Annotated in this window: 12 protein-coding genes; 7 read left to right on the top strand and 5 right to left on the bottom strand. The window is 59.1% G+C overall.

Annotation, left to right across the window (positions count from 1 at the left end):
• Position 1: 1 nt before the first annotated feature.
• Positions 2-2,035: a bifunctional 2',3'-cyclic-nucleotide 2'-phosphodiesterase/3'-nucleotidase gene (locus tag VK725_RS15770; RefSeq protein ID WP_325319009.1), complete on the bottom strand. Its 2,034-nt coding sequence runs from the start codon at positions 2,033-2,035 to the stop codon at positions 2-4.
• 172 nt (positions 2,036-2,207) lie between these two features.
• Here VK725_RS15770 and VK725_RS15765 point away from each other — a divergent pair, with 172 nt between their 5' ends.
• Positions 2,208-3,920, top strand: a complete 1,713-nt coding sequence (locus VK725_RS15765; RefSeq protein ID WP_325319008.1) for an LTA synthase family protein — start codon at positions 2,208-2,210, stop codon at positions 3,918-3,920.
• A 75-nt stretch (positions 3,921-3,995) separates the two neighbouring features.
• Here the strand turns inward: VK725_RS15765 and nagA are convergent, their stop codons facing one another.
• The 4 genes from nagA to VK725_RS15745 form a co-directional block, all read right to left on the bottom strand.
• Positions 3,996-5,156, bottom strand: a complete 1,161-nt coding sequence (nagA, locus tag VK725_RS15760; protein WP_325319007.1) for an N-acetylglucosamine-6-phosphate deacetylase — start codon at positions 5,154-5,156, stop codon at positions 3,996-3,998.
• Positions 5,156-6,190: an SIS domain-containing protein gene (locus VK725_RS15755; protein WP_325319006.1), complete on the bottom strand. Its 1,035-nt coding sequence runs from the start codon at positions 6,188-6,190 to the stop codon at positions 5,156-5,158. Before VK725_RS15755 ends, nagA begins: the two co-directional genes overlap by 1 nt.
• Before the next feature lie 133 nt (positions 6,191-6,323).
• Positions 6,324-7,352: a LacI family DNA-binding transcriptional regulator gene (locus VK725_RS15750; RefSeq protein ID WP_325319005.1), complete on the bottom strand. Its 1,029-nt coding sequence runs from the start codon at positions 7,350-7,352 to the stop codon at positions 6,324-6,326.
• A 104-nt stretch (positions 7,353-7,456) separates the two neighbouring features.
• A complete protein-coding gene (locus VK725_RS15745; RefSeq protein ID WP_325319004.1) occupies positions 7,457-8,743 on the bottom strand; it encodes a sugar MFS transporter in 1,287 nt (428 codons plus the stop codon).
• Positions 8,744-9,160: 417 nt separating this feature from the next.
• Between VK725_RS15745 and glk the strand changes: the two genes are divergently transcribed.
• The 6 genes from glk to VK725_RS15715 all read left to right on the top strand — a co-directional run.
• Positions 9,161-10,192, top strand: coding sequence for a glucokinase (gene glk / locus VK725_RS15740; RefSeq protein ID WP_325319003.1), 1,032 nt, complete (start codon positions 9,161-9,163; stop codon positions 10,190-10,192).
• Between the two features lie 130 nt (positions 10,193-10,322).
• Complete coding sequence (locus VK725_RS15735) at positions 10,323-13,124, top strand: TonB-dependent receptor (RefSeq protein ID WP_325319002.1); 2,802 nt, start codon at positions 10,323-10,325, stop codon at positions 13,122-13,124.
• A gap of 151 nt (positions 13,125-13,275) precedes the next feature.
• Positions 13,276-15,111: a glycoside hydrolase family 9 protein gene (locus VK725_RS15730; protein WP_325319001.1), complete on the top strand. Its 1,836-nt coding sequence runs from the start codon at positions 13,276-13,278 to the stop codon at positions 15,109-15,111.
• 23 nt (positions 15,112-15,134) lie between these two features.
• Positions 15,135-17,432 carry a family 20 glycosylhydrolase gene (locus VK725_RS15725; protein WP_325319000.1) on the top strand — a complete coding sequence of 766 codons (2,298 nt, stop codon included), beginning with the start codon at positions 15,135-15,137 and terminating at the stop codon, positions 17,430-17,432.
• A 173-nt stretch (positions 17,433-17,605) separates the two neighbouring features.
• The gene (locus VK725_RS15720; RefSeq protein ID WP_414648519.1) at positions 17,606-18,853 is read left to right on the top strand and encodes a sterol desaturase family protein; all 1,248 of its coding nucleotides are present in this window, start codon (positions 17,606-17,608) and stop codon (positions 18,851-18,853) included.
• A 120-nt stretch (positions 18,854-18,973) separates the two neighbouring features.
• On the top strand, positions 18,974-19,968 hold a 995-nt coding region (locus VK725_RS15715), incomplete at its 3' end, for an amino acid permease (RefSeq protein WP_325318999.1).

Raw genomic sequence — 19,968 nt, 5'->3', positions numbered from 1 at the left:
GTCAGTGCGAAAGATCGATCGCGTAGACCGCGGTGCCGTCGCCGTTGTCGCGCAGTTGATGGATGCCGTGCAGACCATCGTCTTCGGCAATGGATTGCTTGCCACTGGCGGATGTGAACACCACGGCACCGCGCGTTTTCACTCGCGCGAAATGCCATGACGCGTGCGGCAGATCCTTGGCACTCAGTGTGGGATGGGCTTTCAGCCAATCCGCCAGAATTTCACGTGTTCCGTCCGGCGCAGCGAGCACGACGTTGCTGCCATCCAGACCCGGGAAGTGACCGCCGCCGTTGGCGCGGTAGTTGTTCGTCACTACGACGAATGTCTGCGAGGGCAATACTGGCTTGCCGTGATAGGTCAGCTTTACGATGCGCTGACCGACCGGCTTGGACACATCGATGACGTAGGCGATGCCGCCTTGAATCTGATCGAAGTTGTAGCTGATGTATTTTTCGTTGATCAGCTTCTGCTCGCCGCTTGCATGCGGATCGATCTGGTTGAAGCGTTCGGCGGATTGTTCCAGCCACGCTTTCAAACCATGGCCGTCGAGTTTCACCGCACTAAGCGTGTTCGGATAGAAGTACAGGTCCGCGGCACTGCGCAGTGTTAGCGGGCCAGGCATCACGTCGGTGTAGTCGTCCGGGCCGCCAAAGCCGGTGCGGAATGCTGCCGCTGAAGCCAGCACGGGCGTGTTGGCAAGTTCCGGATGCGCAGCGGGAAGTGCCTTCTGCGTGTAATCGATCTGTGCGGCGTTGACGGGTGCGAGTGCGCTCATGTCGCCTTCGTCGGCAAAGTAGCTGCTCATGCGCAGCTTGCTCTGACCGATCGGCGTGTTCACGTAATCGATCGCAGCTTGTTGCACCTTGCCGACAACCTGACCGATCTGTGGGTCGGCCGGCACGCAATTCGATGCCGAAATCGTCGGCTTGCCGCCCACCATCATCGGCGGACAGATCGGCAACACCTGACTGAAGGTTTTCGTCTTGTCGATCACCCAATGATCCTGCTGCCGCACCAGCGCAAGGCGAATGACGCCAAGATCCTTGCCGAAGAAACCGCCCATCACCGCGGGAACGCCACGTACGTAACCGCGCCGATCATCCACGTCTTGCATGTGCGCAAAACGCGGCCCGGGAAAATCGACGTGCTCGTGACCCATCAGCAATACGTCGATGCCCGGTACACCGGCGAGGTACCAACCACCGTTTTCCATGTCCGGCGTGTACGGCGAGTTATTCATGCCGCCGTGCAGAATGGCGATGACCAGATCAGGATGCTGCGCCTGAATTGCCGGCATGTATTTCTGTGCGGCTTCCACGACACCGGTCACGGTGACTTTGCCCTGCAGGTTCTGTTTGTCCCACTGCATGATTGGCGGTGGCGTGAAACCGATGATGGCGATACGCAATGGAACGCTCAGCTGGCTTCCATCCGGTGTGAACGCAGCGATCTGGCGTTCGATGATCGTCCACGGTTTGAAGATCGGTTTACCGTCGCGCACGCTGTCGACGTTTGCCAATACCAGCGGATAATGCGGGCCGGCGCACGGCTGCGTGGTGCCGCCATCGACGTTCATCGGCGTGCCCGTCACTTGCGAGAGGTAGGGCAGTCCGTAGTTGAATTCATGGTTGCCGATCGTGCCGCCGTCGTAGCCGATCGCATCCATCGACTGATAGACCGCAAGTTCTTGCCCGCAACCGATCTTCTGCACCTGCGCCTGGTAATCGGCCAGAACGCTGCCTTGAATGGTGTCGCCCGCGTCGAACAGGAGGCTATTGGTGAACTGGCTACGCGCCTTGCGTATCAGCGTGACCGTGCGTTCGAAACCCAGCGTCGGGTCGGCCTTCTGCTTGTAGTAGTCGTAGCTGAGCAGGTTCGAATGGATGTCCGTGGTTTCCAGCACCGCCACATCCGCCCGCAAACCTTCGGGGAGTTTCGGGGCTGGGGCGGTGGTATGCGGCTGGGGCTGGCTGGCGCAACCGGCGATCAGGACGGCGGAAAAGAGGGCGGTCAGGCGGCGGGAACGTTGGTACATGGGGCTTCCGTGGCGGGGCGTTAACAGCGTGAACCTAGCAGATATAGGTGACCCTTCGCAGTTTGGGTGGCCCTTCTTTACGATAAAAAGGCTCTAAAATGACGCGTCCTTGACACTCACAAGAACGGTGCGCCGCCCTTCGACACGGCGGACGCATCAGAGGAATCCCTCAATGCCGTTGAATCCGTTTCGCATCTCGCGAGACCGCACAACTATGCTTTGCGCGTGGGCGTTCTTTGCCATTAGCGCGTGGTTTACCGCGTGGCAGGAGCCGCAACTCGAACAGCGTCTGTTTGTGCTCGCGCTGCTGGTTTGCGTGCTGGGCGTCGCACTGTTTCTGTTTGCACGTCTCGCGTTTGCATTGGTGGTCAGCAGCGGCCTCTTTCTGCTGCTGCGCGCGATCACGGTGCTTAAACAGGAATACCTCGAATCGCCGCTGATGCCGGCCGACTTTGTGTACTACGTGCACTCCAGTTTGTTCGAGACACTGCGGCGTTATCCGAACATTTACAGCGTCGGCATCTGCGTAGGCATCGCCGTGCCGATTGTCTTGTGGCTTGCATGGCACTTTGATCGCCGGCTATTTGCAAAGCTCGGTTTGCTGCCGCAAGCCATGTTGCGCGTGGGCGGCATCGCGGCTTGCGTGCTGGCATTCTGGGCGTGCTTGCTTCCGTCGGGCCCGTTTGCGCAGGTGCATGCGCGCGGTGCGTGGGAAAAGATGTCCGACGATGCGGCGCTCACCAACTTCTTCGTCAATCTGCGCGACTCCAGCGTGCATCTGCCCGCCATGGCTTCCGATGCCGATGCGGCACGCGACTGGCAATCGACGAATACGACAACGCCCGGTACGACCGACGCCAGCCAATACCCGGATATCGTGCAGGTGCTGGAAGAAAGCACGTTCGATCCGGCGCCGTATACGCATTGCACCGTGCCGGAATGCCATCTGGATATGTTCAAGCCCGACGTGCAGACACGCGGTACCGGCGTCATGCGCGTGCATACCTTTGGCGGTGGCACGTGGGTGAGCGAATTTGCTGCGTTGACCGGCATGCCGCAGGACATCTTCGGGCCCGGTGGCATGTATGCACCTTACGTGCTTGCGCCGCGTGTGCGCGACTCGCTGCCGTTGCAATTGAAGCGCCTTGGCTACACCACGGTCGCCATCTATCCGACCAATGGTGTTTTCCTCAATGGTCACGATGCCTACAAGGCGTACGGCGTCGATCACTTTTACGGCGCGCACGAACTGGGTCTGGATGACTGGGACGAAACCGACGCGCAGATGTTCACCGCGGCCAAGCGCGTTTACGATCAGCTGAAGAAGCCGGGGCAACCGATCTTCATCATGGTCCTGACGATCAATCAGCACGGACCGCACGACGATCCGATGTCGACGCTGCCCAAGCAATTCCAGAATCTGCTGCAGGGCTTGCCCGACGCCACCGCGCTGAACTTCGACACCTATCTGCAACGCCTGCATGATTCGGACGTGGCGATGAAAGGTCTCGAGCACGATTTCCTCGATCGCGCGCAACCGACAGTGCTGGTGCATTTTGGCGACCACCAACCTTCGTTCGACGATCTGATGCGCACGCTGCCGCGTACGTTGCCGTCCGAGCTGGTGCCGTATCAGGACTATCTGACGTATTACATGATCAAGAGCAATGTGCCTGGCACGGCGTTGCCAACGTATCCGATGCTCGACATTGCACATTTGCCGGGGATGGTTCTGAAAGCGGCGGGATTGCCGATGGATCGTTATTTCACCGCACTGACGTCGTTGCGTGAACGCTGCAACGGGCTGTATGCCGATTGTGCTGATAAGGATCTGGTGAAGTCGTATTACGCGTGGATCTTCAATCGACTGCGCGTGTACCAGTAACCAGCATGAACTAATGCGTAGATTGGGTTACGCTGCGTTAACCCAATCTACGAAAGCGGCGTGCGAACTGAGCAATCAAGCTACGGGGTACGCGACGCCGTCGACCCACGTTTCGCGCACGGTGAATGAATCATCCATCACCGCAAAGTCCGCGCGATAACCAGCGGCGATTCGCCCATGCGTGCGATCAAGGCCAATCCACGCAGCTGGATAACTGCTGGCCATGCGAGACGCTTCGGCAAGCGGCAGGCCAAGCATCTCTATCGAATTGCGCACGGCACCGGCCATGTCCAATCCGGAGCCAGCTAGTACGCCCGCTTCGCTTTGGCAAATGCCGTCGCGCATCACGATGGTTTGGCCGTTGAGTATGTAGGTGGGATTGTCGCTGCCGACTGGCGGCATGGCGTCTGTCACGAGCACGCATTTGCCCGGTGTTTTCGCGGCGATGGCGACACGTAGCGTTGCAGGGTGCACGTGATGGCCATCGACAATCAAACCGCACCAGCTGTACGGATCATCCAGCGCTGCACCCACCACGCCAGGATCGCGGCTCGCCAGCGGCGTCATGGCGTTGTAGAGATGCGTGAAACCACAGACACCGGCATCGAGAGCGGCACGCGTGGTGGCGTAATCGGCGCCCGTATGCCCGGCGACGACAACGACACCTGCTTCGCTCAACCGCGCGATGATGGCTGGCGACACCTGATCCGGCGCGAGTGTCAGCATCACCACGCCCTTGCGCGGGGCGGTGAGCACTTCGATATCGCTCGCATCCGGCAAACGGAAAAAATCGGCGTTATGAATGCCCTTGCGAGCGTTCGCGAGGAACGGGCCTTCGACGTGTATGCCAAGAATGCCTGGGACGCGCTGTTCGATCGCTTCATCCACAGCGGCAAGCGCGGCATGCATTTGCTCGGCCGTGTCGGAGATCAACGTCGGCAGCATGCCAGTCGTGCCGAACTTGCGATGCGCCTGGGCGATGCCGCGCAGTGTGTCGACCGTCGGTGCGTCGTTGAACAGCAATCCACCGCCGCCGTTGACCTGCACGTCGATAAAGCCAGGCAGCAGCAGATTGCCTTTGAGATCGTGCTTCTGTGCATCGCCAATGCGTGCATCGTCATGCGCCACGATGGCAACGATGCGCTTGCCGCGCACCAACACCACCTGACCTTCGCGCGGACCGTGATCGCCCACCAGGCGACCATTGACCAGAGCAATCAGCGGATTCGGCGGCATTACACAGTCTCCGTGACCTTGCGCAGATGCGGCGGGACGTCCGGATCGTAACCCCGCGCGAGTGAAACGGCGCTGGCGGCGCGATAAAAGCTTTGCACAGCCAAGAGTGGCGTGACGATAGGTTCAATGCCGTCAGGAAGCGGCAGCGTGTCGGGCCCTTCCGCGCCGGGCGCGGCCACCCATACGCGTACGCCCCGCGCGCGGAATTCAGCAGCGACGGCTAAGGTGTTTTCCAGCGTGCCGTCGTCCTGCCCGAGGAACAGTACGGGGAAATTCGCGCCGACCAAGGCCATCGGGCCATGCTTCACTTCGGCAGCACTGAATGCTTCTGCGTGCAAACCGCAGGTTTCTTTCAACTTGAGCGCCGCTTCGAGCGCTGCGCCGAAGCCGAAGCCGCGACCCACGACATAAAGATTCTGCACGTCGACCAGTCCGCGTTCGAGCGCACCCCAGTCGCTATTCCAGCCGCGACGAAGATCGTCGGGCAAGCGCGCAACGGCAGCATGCAGTTTGTCGTCGTTCGTCCAGTACGCGGTCAATTGAAGAACAGCCGCCAGCGTCGCGAGGTAGCTTTTTGTCGCCGCAACACTTTGCTCGGGACCTGCGCGAAGGGGAATGACCGTATCGGCCAGTCCGGCGAGCGGGGAATCTTCGACATTGACCATCGCCACCACATAAGCGCCAGCATCTTTCGCCGCTTGCGCGCTGCGCAGCAGATCGGGGCTTTTGCCCGACTGCGAGATCGCGATGAACAGCGCGCCATCCACTTTCAGATTGGTGTTGTAGATCGATGAAATGGAGGGCGACGCCGACGCGGTGACCAAACCAAGACGCGTTTCGAACACGTATTTCGCATACACCGCCGCGTGATCGGAACTGCCACGCGCGCAAGTCACGATGAAGCGTGGCGGATTGGCACGCAAACGTTCGCCAAGCGATTTCAGCAGCGACGCATTTTGTGCGAGCTGACGTTCAACCGTTACGGCGCTTTCCTGCGCCTCGTTATACATCAAGGTGTCGCGAGCGGGTTTCATGGGGACTCCGAAAAAGAAATAAAACGCAGCGCGCCGCATGGCGCATCGAAAACCGATGCACGACGCAGTCCGCTGCGTGAAATGACGAATAAGGAATGCGTGCGGCGGCGCATGGCGCGCGTCGCACGCAACATCAGGTTTGACGCGGTGGCGCCGTCGAGCCGCGCACAACCAGTTCGGGCATGAAGCCTTCGTTCGGAGGCTCCGCGTTCTGGTTTTGCAAGCCGCTTATCAAGCGTAGCGCGGCGTGACGGCCGATCTCGCTGGTCGACTGACGCGCGGTAGTGAGCGCGGGCCACGCTTGTTTGGAAAACGGACTGTCCTCGAAACCCGCAATGGACAAGTCCCACGGCACATCCAGCCCCGCCGAACGTGCTGCGGCCAGCACGCCCGCTGCAATTTCGTCGTTGCAACCGAAGATCGCGGTGGGCGGCTCCTTCAACGCGAGCAATTTGCGCGCACCGCGGAAGCCATCGTCGAAGGCGTAGCGTCCAGGCAGAATCAGCTTGCGATTGATCGCAATGCCGTAATCCTTCAACGCATCCGCATAGCCCTGATAACGCTCCGGACTCGAACGGTGATGCGGTTCGCCCCACAAGAACCCAATGCGCGTATGACCGAGTTGAATCAGATGCTCGGTAATGGCGTACGCCGCGTCGTGGTCGTCCACATAAACGCAAGGCATGCCGTCTTTCGGATCTTCGCGTGAAGCGATGATGCGAACGAACGCCACATCGTGCGCTTTCAGCGTCGCCAGCAGTGCGGATTGCTCCGACATCGGCGGTGCGAGAATCAGGCCGGCCAAACGTGCGCGCTGCACCAAAGAGACCAGTTCCTCGGCCAGTTTCGGTGCTGTCGAGTCGCACGGATAAATCTGCAGGCCGAACCCACGCTCGCGGCACGCGGACAGCACGCCGTTCTGCATGTCGATCACGTAGTGCGCGTTCGGGTTGTCGTACACCAGGCCGATCGCATACGAGTGCGTACTGCTGCGCAGGCTGCGGGCCGAAGGGTCCGGGCGATAGCCGAGTTGCTCGATCGCCCGCTCCACTTTCTCGCGGGTTTCCGAGCGAACCGCCGCTTCGTGGTTGATAACGCGAGAGACCGTCTTGAGCGAGACGCCGGCGTGCTTGGCGACATCCTTGATGGTTGGACTGTGCAAACAGGAATCCTCCCGGGTGTCGGGTGGGCATCGTAGCCCAGTCGCCGGGTCGAGTGGTGGTCAACAGGTAAGAGTCACCGGCGCCTGACATCGCAATTATGCCTTCAGACCGCGTGGTTGCCCACGCTATGCCCGCGTACGCCGTAGTAAAGGATGTAGAGATAACACGGGACTATGACAACCAGGAATGCGAGCTGGAAGTCGATGTGCTGCTTCAGGTGCACGAATGCCTGGGGCAGCAGTGCGCCGCCAACAATACCCATGATCAACAGCGCCGAACCCAGCTCCGTATGGCTGCCCAGGCCCTTGATCGCCAGCGGGAAGATGGCCGGCCACATCATGGCGTTGGCAAGACCCAGCGCAGCGACAAAAGCGACCGAGACATAACCGTGCGTCACGTAGGCGGCGATAGCGAACAGCACGCCAAGCACCGCCGATACAGCGAGATAGCTCTGTTGCGAGATGAAGCGCGGAATCAGCAATGTGCCTAATACGTAACCTGCCAGCATGGATGCCATGGTGTAGGTCGTGAAATGCGATGTCACTTGCAACGGCAACCCGAAGCCCTGGCCGTACGTGTTGATGGCATCGCCGGCCATCACTTCCACGCCCACGTAAAGGAACAGGCACAGCACGCCAAGCCACAGATGCGGAAAGCTGAAGATGCCGCCCTTGGCGTGACCGATAGAGCGTTCGCTGTTGGCGCCGGAGGGTTTGATTTCCGGCAGCGACGAAAGAACGATCCAGATCGCCATGACCACCAGCAAGCCGGCCAGGGTCATGTAAGGCAGGAAAACCCGGGAGGCAAATTCATTGAGCAACGCATCGCGCGACGGTCCGAGCGGCATCTTGGTCACTTGGCCCAGAAATGTATCGATGCCCGTCATCACCAGTGCGCCGAATGCCAGCGGAGCCAATGCACCGGCCACTTTGTTGCAAATACCCATCAGCGCAATGCGCTGAGCGGCACTGTCGATCGGCCCAAGAATGCTGATGTATGGATTGGCCGCCGTTTGCAGCAGCGACAAACCTGCGCCGATCACAAACAAACCCGTCAAAGCACCCGGATAAATGCGAATACGCACGAATTCACCGAATAGCGCAGCGCCGACAGCCATGATGAAAAGGCCCAGCACCATGCCTTTTTTCATGCCGGTGCGCTTCAGTACTGCACCTGCAGGCAATGCAAGCACGAAATAGGAAACGTAGAACGCGAACGGAACGAGGAATGCATTGATGTCGTCAAGCGTAAAAGCCACTTTGACGAACGAAATCAGTGGCCCATTGAGCCACGTGAAAAAACCCATGGTGAAGAACAACACACCGATGATCATCATCGGCAAAAGTGTCGACGTGCGTGGCGCGTCGGCGGTGTACGTGGTGGACGACATGAAGATTCCCCGTGACAGACCCGATGTCGATGACGTTCAAACGACATCACCGTAGCAAGCTTTATTGTCCCTGAGGCACAACGTTGTCAATCGACGGGACAGAACGCGCGCCGACAACGTACGTCATTTTGACTCATTTGAAACCTTTTCGTGGTGCGTCGCAGCACTTTGACGGAGGGGCCTTTCGTCATGGGTGGTCCTCACCAAACATCAAATTAATCATTAATTTACGTATTCTGGCCTGCAGGCGCGAAAGATCGCCTTTCGCAGTGCGGCAAACATGTCTTGAAGATGTTCTTTACACCCTGTTGACAGCGTTGTCATTCCTGACCAGACTCCGTCACCAGCATCGTGCCGTTAGGGGTAACGCCCATGCAATCGCAGGGCAGGCACGACATATCAACGCAAGGAGGGGGCGTGGCTCAGGCTGTCATACGTGGCAATGCGCAATCGGTGCCGTCACCGGAACTGGCCTTTTTGGCCGCCGATGTCGGTGGCACGCATGCGCGCATTGGTCTCGTCAGTCCCCGCCCGGACGGCCATCGGCCTGTCACGGTGCTCGAATACCGCCGCTATGCCTGCGCCGAATGGCCCAGCCTTACCGCGGTGCTGAAAGATTTCGTTTCCCAGCTCAGCCCTGGCATGCATGTCGACCACTGCGCTGTTGCCAGTGCGGGTTATGTGCTGGGCGATGCCATCGTCAATGACAACCTGCCGTGGCCGGTGTCGATTCGCGACATCCGCGAAACGCTCGGCATCTCCACGCTTGCGGTGATCAACGATTTCGAAGCCGTGGCCTACGCCACGCAGTTCATGACGCACGCCGATACCACGCCGGTGATCGAAACCAGTGCGCCGCAAATGGTCGGCCCTGTGCTGGTGATGGGTCCGGGTACGGGTTTGGGTTCGGCGGTGCTTTTGCCGGGCAAGCCGCACGCCACCGTATTGCCCACCGAAGCCGGACAAGTTGCGCTGGCGCCGGGCAACGAACTGGAAATTGAAATTCTGCGGTTCCTTGCGCGCGATCGTGCGTATGTGTCGTTCGAACACGCGCTCTCGGGCCCGGGCCTGGTCAATCTCTACAACGCGATTTGCTCGTTGCGCGGCGTCAAGGCATCGCTGCAGCTTCCTGCGGACGTTACGCGCAGTGCAGTCGAGCAATCCGATGCCGCAGCTACCGAAGCATTGAACGTGTTCTGCGGTTTGCTTGGCAGTTTTGTCGGCGATCTTGTGCTGCTTTATGGCGCACGCGGCGGTGCATACCTTGCCGGCGGCATCCTGCCGCAGATCCGAGATTTGCTGCTTTCAAGCACGTTTGCAGAGCGTTTTTTCAACAAGGGCGTCATGCGTCCTTACTTGCAACAAGTACCAGTACGACTGATGGAGCACGGCCAGCTCGGGGTCATCGGCGCCGCTGGCCTGTATTTGGACGGTCAGCATGCTCAGTGATGGGCGCGTCGAGTGAAGTTTGGAAAACGCCGTTTTTTGAATTGAACCGGGCGCAAGCCCAATCGCCACACAGCACGGGCATGCCGCGAACATTTTCCGTTGCTGAAAACGCCTCTGAGGGGAGGAAGTCATGTCACATCGTAAGACACTACTAGCCGCGAGTATCTTCGCCGGACTATGTTTTGCCGGCACCTTATATGCACAGGACGCTACACAGACGACGTCTGCACCGGCCGTACCTGCCAGCCAGCAGACCGAGCAACAGGCCGAAAAGGCCAATGCAAAACAGCTGTCCACGGTGACCGTTGTCGGTATCCGCGCCAGCTTGCAGCAATCGATGGATACCAAGCGCAATGCGGATGCGATCGTCGATGCCATCACGGCTACCGACATCGGCAAGTTTCCGGCCACCAACGTCGCCGAAGCACTGGCACAGGTACCGGGCGTCACGCTTGACCATTTGTTCGGCGCCACGCAGCGCGTCAGCATCGACGGTATCGACCCGAGCTTGAACCTGTCATACCTGGATGGTCACCCGGTTGCGCAAGCGCTGTGGTTGTACGGCGATAGCCCGAACCGCGGCTTCAACTATTCGTTGCTGCCGGCGGAAATTCTCGGTCAGCTCGAAATCTACAAGACTCCCGAAGCCCGCCTGCCGGAAGGCAGCCTTGGCGGTACCGTCTTCATGCACACGGTGCAGCCGTTGGACGTACCTTCGAACACGGTCAGCGGTACGTTCGGAGCGAACTACAACGACATGACGGACAAGAACCGTCCGAACGGTTCGGTGTTCTACAGCTGGCACAATGATTCGAAGACCTTCGGCGTCGACGTTTCGGCACAGCACTACGAACAGGACACCTCACGCGAAGGCCAGGAAATCTTCGGCTATACGCCGGTGTCGGCCATCTCTGCCGTGAACCCGGCGATCGCCGCTGAAGTGGCCTCCGGTCAGCTGAAAAACAGCGACCAGATGCCGACCGAAATCAACTCGGCCAACTTCGAGCAGATCGAAAAGCGCAACAGCATCTTCGTCAACATCCAGTACAAGCCGAACGAGCATTTCGACAGCACGCTCAGCATGATGTACATGACGGATAGCCTTAACAACATCAACACTTCGCTCTATCCGATTGCCGGTTTCAACTACGCGGGTATTACCCACCTGACGGCGAATGGCAATGGCGTCGTTACTTCCGGTACCCAGGTCGGTACGCCTTGCTTTGAAGCGACATCGTGCACCAGCACAGCCGATACGTTCGAAGACAACGATGCACGCGCTTCCTACATCCGCACCAAGGGCATCGACTGGCGTGGTACGTACTACGGCGATGGCTGGCGCTTGGGTGGCCAGGTGGGCGTGAGCACGTCGAACAACGTGATCAGCCAGGCGTTCAAGGAAATCTACTACGGCGGTGGCTTCAACTGGAGCATCCCGAACGGCTTCAACTTTACCAATCTCGCCACTGCCAATAATCCCAATTATTGGGCCGATAACGATTTCGGCGGAAACATTGGCTACAAGCCGTACCACGCGCGCGACTCTTACGCGCAGATCGATTTCAGCAAGGACTTCGACGGCTTCGTCAATGAAGTGCTGGTCGGCGCGCGTTATGCCTCGCACTGGGAAAGCCAGAGCCTGCTGATCTATCGCGGCGTGCCGAACATGACGCTGAACCAGATCGGTTATGGCGGCTTGACCAACCTGCAGGGCGCTTCATCGATTGGCCTCGGCGGCAGTTCGGTGTCGCATGTGCAGACCTGCGGCTACACCTGCATCTTCAATGCGGTGCTGAACAATGGTCCGCTGTCGGCGAACGATCCTGTCGACTATTGGGATAACACGTTCAACGTGCAGCAGCAGAACACGGCCGTGTATGGTCAGGCCAACTTCGGTACGGACAATCTGCATGGCAACCTGGGCGTACGTTGGGTAAAAACCCAGACCAACTCGTATGGCTACTACGTTCCCAGCAGCTGTCAGGTGGCGGGTGCCGACGGCCTCGTACCCTGGGATTGCAACTTCACCAACGGCACCGGTTACATCGGCGTGCAAACCACGCGTTACAACTGGCTGCCGGCGTTCAACATCGCCTACAACCTGACGCCGGATTTCATCCTGCGTGGTGCGGCGTCGGAGACGGTCGCTTACGCACCGTATAACGAATTGGCTCCGTTCTTCGAAGCCAATGACACGGTGCTGACCGCTACCGCCGGCAACCCGGGCATCAAGCCTTATCGTTCGGTCAATGGCGATATTTCTGCGGAGTGGTACTTCAACGATCAGTCGGTTATTGCACTGTCCGGTTTCTACAAGAACGTTTTGAACTACGTTACTCAGGAGACAACTCCAGAGTCGCATGAAAACGGTTCGTGGGGCACGCTCTATCCGGGCCCGACCGGAGCGCAGCTGGTCGCCAACGGCATGTGTACCGTTGCCGGCGTATGTACATACCAGGTCACCGCACCGGTTAACGGCGGCCGCGCCAAGGTCAAGGGTGCTGCCATTAGTTACCAGCAGGCGTTCGGCGACAGCGGTTTCGGTCTTCGTGCGAACTACACGTACTCCGACTCGCGTACCGTCGAGACGATCCAGGGTGCCAACTGGCTGCCGTACAACTCGAAGAACTCGTACACATTGGCTCCTTACTTCGAGCAAGGTCCGTATAGCGCGAGCATTTCCTACAACTACCGCAGCAAGTACCTTGCTGGCGGTTACGTAGCAGGTGCAACGAGTGCTTATACCGCTAGCTACAAAGAACTCGATGCGTCAGCTGCCTATGCGTTCAACAAGAACTTCTCCGTGTCGTTCGACATGTTGAATCTGTTGAACTCGGTGTACAAGCAATATGACGGTATCAACAACACGATGCTTCTCAACGAGTACGTGAGCGGTCGCGAGTTCATGCTCGAGGCACACTTCAAGTTCTGATGTTTATGTAAATCGAAGGTCTTTCTTCTTCCCCGCCAAGGACCTGGTGCTCTCTTGCCAGGTCCCTTTTTTTGGGAAGTTGAATGTATAAGCAGGGAGCCGCGATGCGTACCCATGGGTATCGCGGTATCCGCTGTCTGGGAGGTTGTGCATGAAGCTCGCCGTGCGCTGTATCGTCGCTGGTCTTGTGATGTATGGGTTTCACGCACAGGCAACGGAGCCAAGATTGCTGGTCGATCAGGTGGGCTATGAACTCACCGCTTCGAAGCAAGCTGTCGTGTCGGTTGACGCAGCCGAATCGCTGCATGAATTCCAGGTCATCGATGCAAGCGATGACAAGCCGGTATTGACCGGCACGCTGCAGGACAGCGGTCCGGTGGTGAAATGGGGCGATCAACATTATTGGCGCGCCGACTTCTCCGCGCTCAAGACGCCCGGACGCTATTACCTGCGGGTGCTTGATCACGGAACATGTGTGCGTTCCGACGAATTTCTCGTGCAAGACAACGTGTTCGAGCGCAACACGTTCTCCAACGTCGTTTACTACTTCAAAGGTCAGCGCGCGAGCGGTTTGATCGATGAGGCCGATCGCCACCTGCCGCGTCCGGACGGCAAGCCTGGCACTTTAGACATTCATGGCGGCTGGTACGACGCCACCGGCGATTACGGTATTCACCTGTCGCACCAAAACCCGACGTCCTATTTCAATACGCAGCAAGTGCCGCTCGTAGTGTGGAGCCTGTTGCGAAGCTGGCAGCAACTGGATGCGCGTCACGATCAGAATTTCAGTCAGTATCTGAGGCGTCTGTTGGATGAAGGTCTGTTCGGCGCGGATTTCCTTGTACGCGACAAACGGCCGGATGGTTCCTTCTATCAGTCCATCGATGCGCCAGGCATTGGCAAGCTGCCGCAGGATCGCGCGATCGGCGATCCCAATTGGCGCACGCAGATCAAGACGAGCGCCAACGACACGACGCAGCGGGTGGACAAACCCGCTCGCGGTCCGCACGCCTATGAAGCCAGCTTCCGCGCGGGCGGTGGTGTGGCCATCGCGGCGCTCGCGCTTGCCAGCACCATGGATGTCGATGGCGAGTTCAAGCGGCAGGATTACCTGCGCACCGCCGAAGATGCGTATCGCTTTCTGGATGCGCACAACAAGGAGTTGATCAACGACGGTGTGGAAAACATTGTCGACGATTACTGCGCACTGCTGGCGGCTACCGAGCTTTACCGCGCGACGCACGATGACGTATGGCGCAAAGCTGCCGATCAACGCGCCGGCAATCTTATGGCGCGCCTTACTACTCACTATGGTCAGCAGGATTACTGGCGTGCCGACAGTGGGACGCGACCGTTCTTTTCTCCCACCGATGCGGGGTTGCCAGTCGTCGCATTACTGGAATACGCATCCATCGCCACGCCGGCGCAACAGAAAATCGTACGCGACGCGGTCCACCGTTCACTGGCGTATGAGCTGCATGTCACGGACGATGTGAACAACCCGTTCGGTTATGCGCGACAGCTTGTGCGCATGGGCAATGGCACGGTGCGCACGGCCTTCTTCTTCCCGCACGACACGGAAGCTGCCCCGTGGTGGCAGGGCGAAAATGCGCGGTTAGCGTCGCTTGCTGCGGCGGCACGCATGGCGGCGCCACTTTTCGCCGATGATCCGGGTTTCCGGAGCCAGCTTGAAAACTACGCGTGGAATCAGCTTCACTGGATACTCGGCCGCAATCCCTACGACACCAGCATGCTGATGGGTAGTGGCCAGCGCAACGCGCAGTACATGTTCTTCAAGTCTTATGAGTACACCAGTGCACCGGGTGCCATCATCAACGGCATCACCGCAGGGCTTGATGATGAAGACGGCATCGCTTTTAATCTCGGATACGCGCAAACGGGCCGCGACGACGATTGGCGCTGGACCGAACAGTGGTTGCCGCACGATGCGTGGTATCTGTATGCGGTCAGCCTTCCACACGACTGAAACACCCCTATCCGGATAAAGCCATGAGACTGGCGGGCGCCATCTTCCTGTTCGCACTGTGCGGCCTCGTGCAAGCGTCACCCGTTTCAATCATTCCTTTGCCGGCCCGGCTCCAAACCGCGCAGGGTTCGTTCACGGTCGACGACAACACACCAGTCGTCATTCCATCCAAGGACGCATCGGCGCGCCGGTCCGCGGAATATCTAGTCGATACGCTCGCGCGTACTCGCGGTCTGCATTTGAAGATAGTCGAAGGCGGGTCTACCGCTAACGCCATCGTATTTGTGCGCGATCCGAAATCGCTCGTGACACAAGCGGAGGGCTATACGCTAGATGTCACCTCGCGCGGTGTAACTATCGACGCGCATGATGATGCCGGACTTTTTTATGGCGGCATCACCCTTTGGCAATTGTTGACGCCCGATGCGCATACGGGTGCCGTGCAAGTACAGGCATTGCACATCAGCGACTGGCCACGTTTTGCCTGGCGCGGTGTAATGCTCGATTCCGCGCGGCACTTTCAATCCGCCGCGGACGTAAAACTGCTGATCGATCAAATGGCCCAGCACAAGCTCAACGTGCTGCACTGGCACCTCACGGATGACCAGGGTTGGCGCATTCAGATCAAACGCTATCCGGAGCTCACGCGCATTGGCGCATGGCGAATTCCGCCGGACGCCGGTCACGATGGCGAGCCGCAGCGTTACGGTGGTTTCTATACCCAAGACGAGATTCGCGATGTCGTCGCCTACGCGATGGCGCGACACATTACGGTGGTACCGGAAATCGACATGCCCGGCCATGCACAGGCTGCGGTCGCGTCGTATCCGCAGATCGGCGTGACCGGGGAACGCCCACCTGTATCCGTCGATTGGGGTGTCAATCCGTACCTCTACAACGCCGACGATGCGACATTCCAGTTCGTCGACAACGTGCTCGACGAAGTGATGGCGTTATTCCCGTCGCACTACATACACGTCGGTGGCGACGAAGCCGTCAAGGATCAATGGAAGGCGTCGCCAGCAATGCAGGCCAAGATCCGTGCGTTGCATCTGAAGGATGAGGACGCGTTGCAGGGCTGGTTTATTGGTCGAGTAGGCAGCTATCTAGCCGCGCATGGCCGACGGATGATCGGCTGGGACGAAATTCTCGATGGTGGCGTGCCAGCCGATGCTACCGTGATGTCGTGGCGCGGCACGGACGGCGCGATCAAGGCGGCGAAGATGGGGCATGACGTAGTCATGTCGCCGTCGCCCGATCTCTACCTTGACGGCGTTCAAAGCGATCTGCCCGATGAAACGGCGGGCCGCATTCCAGCCCGCGATCTCGCCAGCATCTACGCCTTCCATACGATACCCGCGCAGTTGAGCGCGGCACAGGCCAAGCACGTGCTCGGCGCGCAGGCCAACGTCTGGACCGAGCACATTCCAACGATGCAGCATGTCGAGCACGCGGTCTTCCCGCGCATCGATGCGCTGAGCGAAGTTGTCTGGTCGCCAGCTTCGACCCACAACTGGAAAGATTTCGTGGCGCGATTGCCCGCGCAATTCGAACGCTATGCGAATCAGAAGATCGACTACGCGGACAGTGCATTTGCGCCAAGCATTCGTGTTAATGCCAACGCCGCACTCAAGACGGATCGCGCCGACATTACGATTTCAAATCAGGCCGGCTACGGTGCCATTCACTACACCGAAGACGGACGCGAACCCGACACTCACTCGCCGCTTTACAGCAAGCCCTTTACCCTCGCGTTGCCGGTAACGATCACGGCGAAGACATTTGCCGATGACGGCAGCGTGCTTGCCGCAGCGCGAACGCGCGTGCTGGATCACGACAGCTTGCTGACGCGCCTGGGTGTCGAACTACCCAATTGTCCCGGCAGCGATTTCCGCCTGCGTATTCAACCGATGCCGGATGCGACCAGCATGGCGCCGGTATATGCCGTGAATGTTTTCGATTCGTGCCAGCAATTTCTGGCCGCACCGCTCGATGGAGTGAATGCCATCCACGCCGATGTTGTGCGGCTGGAGCGCAACTATGCGCTCGCACACGATCAGAAACTGGTGGTGTCGCGTTCGCACAGCACGCCCTATGGCGAGCTGGTGGTGCATCTGGATCGTTGCGATGGCCCGACACTCGCCACGCTGCCTTTGCCCAATCCGGCCGTCAGCGAACGGAAGGTTTCGCTCGATGCACCCCTGCCTCCGCAGCAAGGCGAGCACACGCTGTGTCTGGCTTTTACCGCGCCCATCGACGGGCCGCTTTATGCGATTGGAAGCGTCTCGCTGAAAACGCCCGGGAAGGCCGCAGCCCACTAGCAAGCCGTTAACGTTTCAAACGCGGACAGCCGTCAACGGCTGTTTTCGCGCTGCTTTATCGTTGCCCCGGCTATATATACTGACCGCGTAGCCATGGCTGGTCGGCCGTTCGGGTGAGCGGGCGCCAACGCTTGAAGAGGGCAACGCTTGCGATGATCACGCCGGAACAAATCATGGCCTGGGCGATTCCAGGCTTCTTCGTGCTGATCGGCATCGAACTGCTGGTCGCTAAGTGGCGTGGCCGCGATGTTTATCACATCAACGATGCGATCAACAGTCTCGGCCTTGGGGTGGTTTCGCAGATCGTTGGCATCTTCACCAAACTTTTCGCGATCGGCATCTATGCCTGGTGCGCAGGTCATCTGGCGTTGTGGACGTTACCGGCCAATAGCGTATGGGTATGGGTAAGCGGTGTCTTGCTCTATGACCTGCTTTATTACTGGCTTCATCGCTTCGGGCACGAAGTGAATGTGCTGTGGGCAGCGCATGTCGTGCATCATCAGAGCGAGAGTTACAACCTCACCACGGCGCTACGGCAAACGGGCAGCGGCTTTGTGCTCGGCTGGTTGTTTTATTTGCCGATGGCGTTGCTGGGCTATCCCACCGAGGTGTTTGCGGTGGTGGCGCTTATCGACCTGCTTTATCAGTTCTGGGTGCATACCGAAGTGATCGATCGCCTTGGATGGTTCGATCGCGTGTTCTGTTCGCCGTCCAATCACCGTGCGCATCATGCGGTGAACGATCGGTATCTGGACCGAAACTACGGCGGCATTCTGATCGTCTGGGATCGCATGTTCGGCACCTTCGTCGAAGAAAACGACGAAGATCCGCCGATCTACGGCACGCGTGCACCGCTGCAAAGCTGGAACCCGCTGTGGGCGAATGTCGAAGTGTATTGGGCGATGCTCAAGGACAGTTGGCATGCACGCAACGGGCTGGACAAGTTGCGTGTGTGGTTCAAACCGCCGGGCTGGCGGCCTGCCGATGTTGCCGCGCGTTTTCCGAAAGCGGATTTCGATATTGAGCACGCACGTTACAGCCCGCCGCTATCACGCACATGGAAAGCGTACTGCATCGTGCAATTCGTAGTGATGTTGGCGATGGGCGTGCATTTCCTTGGTGCCGCGCCGAAACTGGAACTCGCGCAAGCGGCCTTGTATGCGGTGTATCTCACGTTTGGTTTGTGGACACTCGGCGTCGTAATGGAAGGTCGCAGCGCAGGGGTGTGGCTCGAGTTGCTTCGCACCGCAGGCACGGCCGTTGTCGTGGGAATGAGCGGGCAATGGTTTGGTGTTGCGCATCTGGATCCACGCGCGATGATCCTGATCGCTTTGGTGTTCGGCCTCAGTGCGCTGGCGTTGCTCTGCGTGGCCGGTTACGAACGGCGGCATACGTCAGAGACAAGACCTGCGCTCGGCTGATGCATCGGCATCGTCTTGGCTGCAATGCAGCATGCGGCCTTCCCAAAGAAAGGACGATAGCCTTGAAGTAAGGCATCCACCTTTCGCTATCATCGGCCTTTGCCTTGGAGAGACACGCCGATGAGTTTTCTGAGCCGGATGCTGCGCCACAAATCCGTCGAGCTGCTGCAGGCGGAAGCAGGCCAGCGTGGCGACTTTCGTCGCGTGCTGGGCCTGTGGCAGCTCACCGCGATTGGTATCGGCGGCATCATCGGCGTAGGTATTTTCGTTCTGGCCGGACAACAGGCTGCCATGAACGCCGGTCCCGCCGTCGCGCTGAGCTTCATCATCGCCGGCTTCGGCAGTGCGTGCGCCGCACTGTGCTACGCCGAATTTGCCGGACTCATTCCCGTGACGGGCAGCGCCTATACCTACGGCTACGCGGTGCTGGGCGAATTTGTCGCGTGGATTATCGGGTGGGATCTGCTGCTCGAATACGCGCTGGTCGTTGCCGTGGTGGCGATCGGCTGGTCCGGCTACGTGCAGGTGCTGCTCGGTTCGGCTGGTATCCATTTGCCGGAGTGGGCACAGCAGAGCATGAGTGCGCAAACGATGGAGTATTACCTGCAGCAGATGTTCGGGATGCACGGCACGCAAGCCATTGCTGGACCGAGCGACGGTCATCGTTTCAACGTGATCGCTGCGGGTATTTCGCTGCTTGTCGCCGCGCTGCTGACGATTCGCACGGAGTGGGGCGCGCGTTTCAACACAGTGGTCGTGACGATCAAGGTGATTGGTGTGCTGCTGGTGGTCGGCGTGGGTGTTTTCTACGTGCACGCGGAAAACTGGCATCCCTTCATTCCTGCGCGCACGGTCGATGCACAAGGTATGGGGCATTTCGGCTGGGCCGGTGTGCTCACAGGCGCCAGCGTGGTGTTCTTTGCCGTATTCGGTTACGACACGCTGACGACAGCGGCTGAGGAAGCGAAGCATCCGCAACGCGATCTGCCGCGCGCAGTGCTGCTGTCGCTCGCCGTCGCCATGGTTCTCTACATCGCCGTATCGCTGGTGCTGACGGGCATCACGCACTACAGCCATCTCGGTGGCGATGCGTCGGTATCCGATGCCTTCGAATC

This window comes from Dyella sp., assembly GCF_035486915.1.
Classification (GTDB): Bacteria; Pseudomonadota; Gammaproteobacteria; order Xanthomonadales; family Rhodanobacteraceae; genus Dyella_B.
The sequence above is the reverse complement of the archived record's forward strand: the minus strand, read 5'-3'. Positions and strand labels throughout refer to the sequence as shown.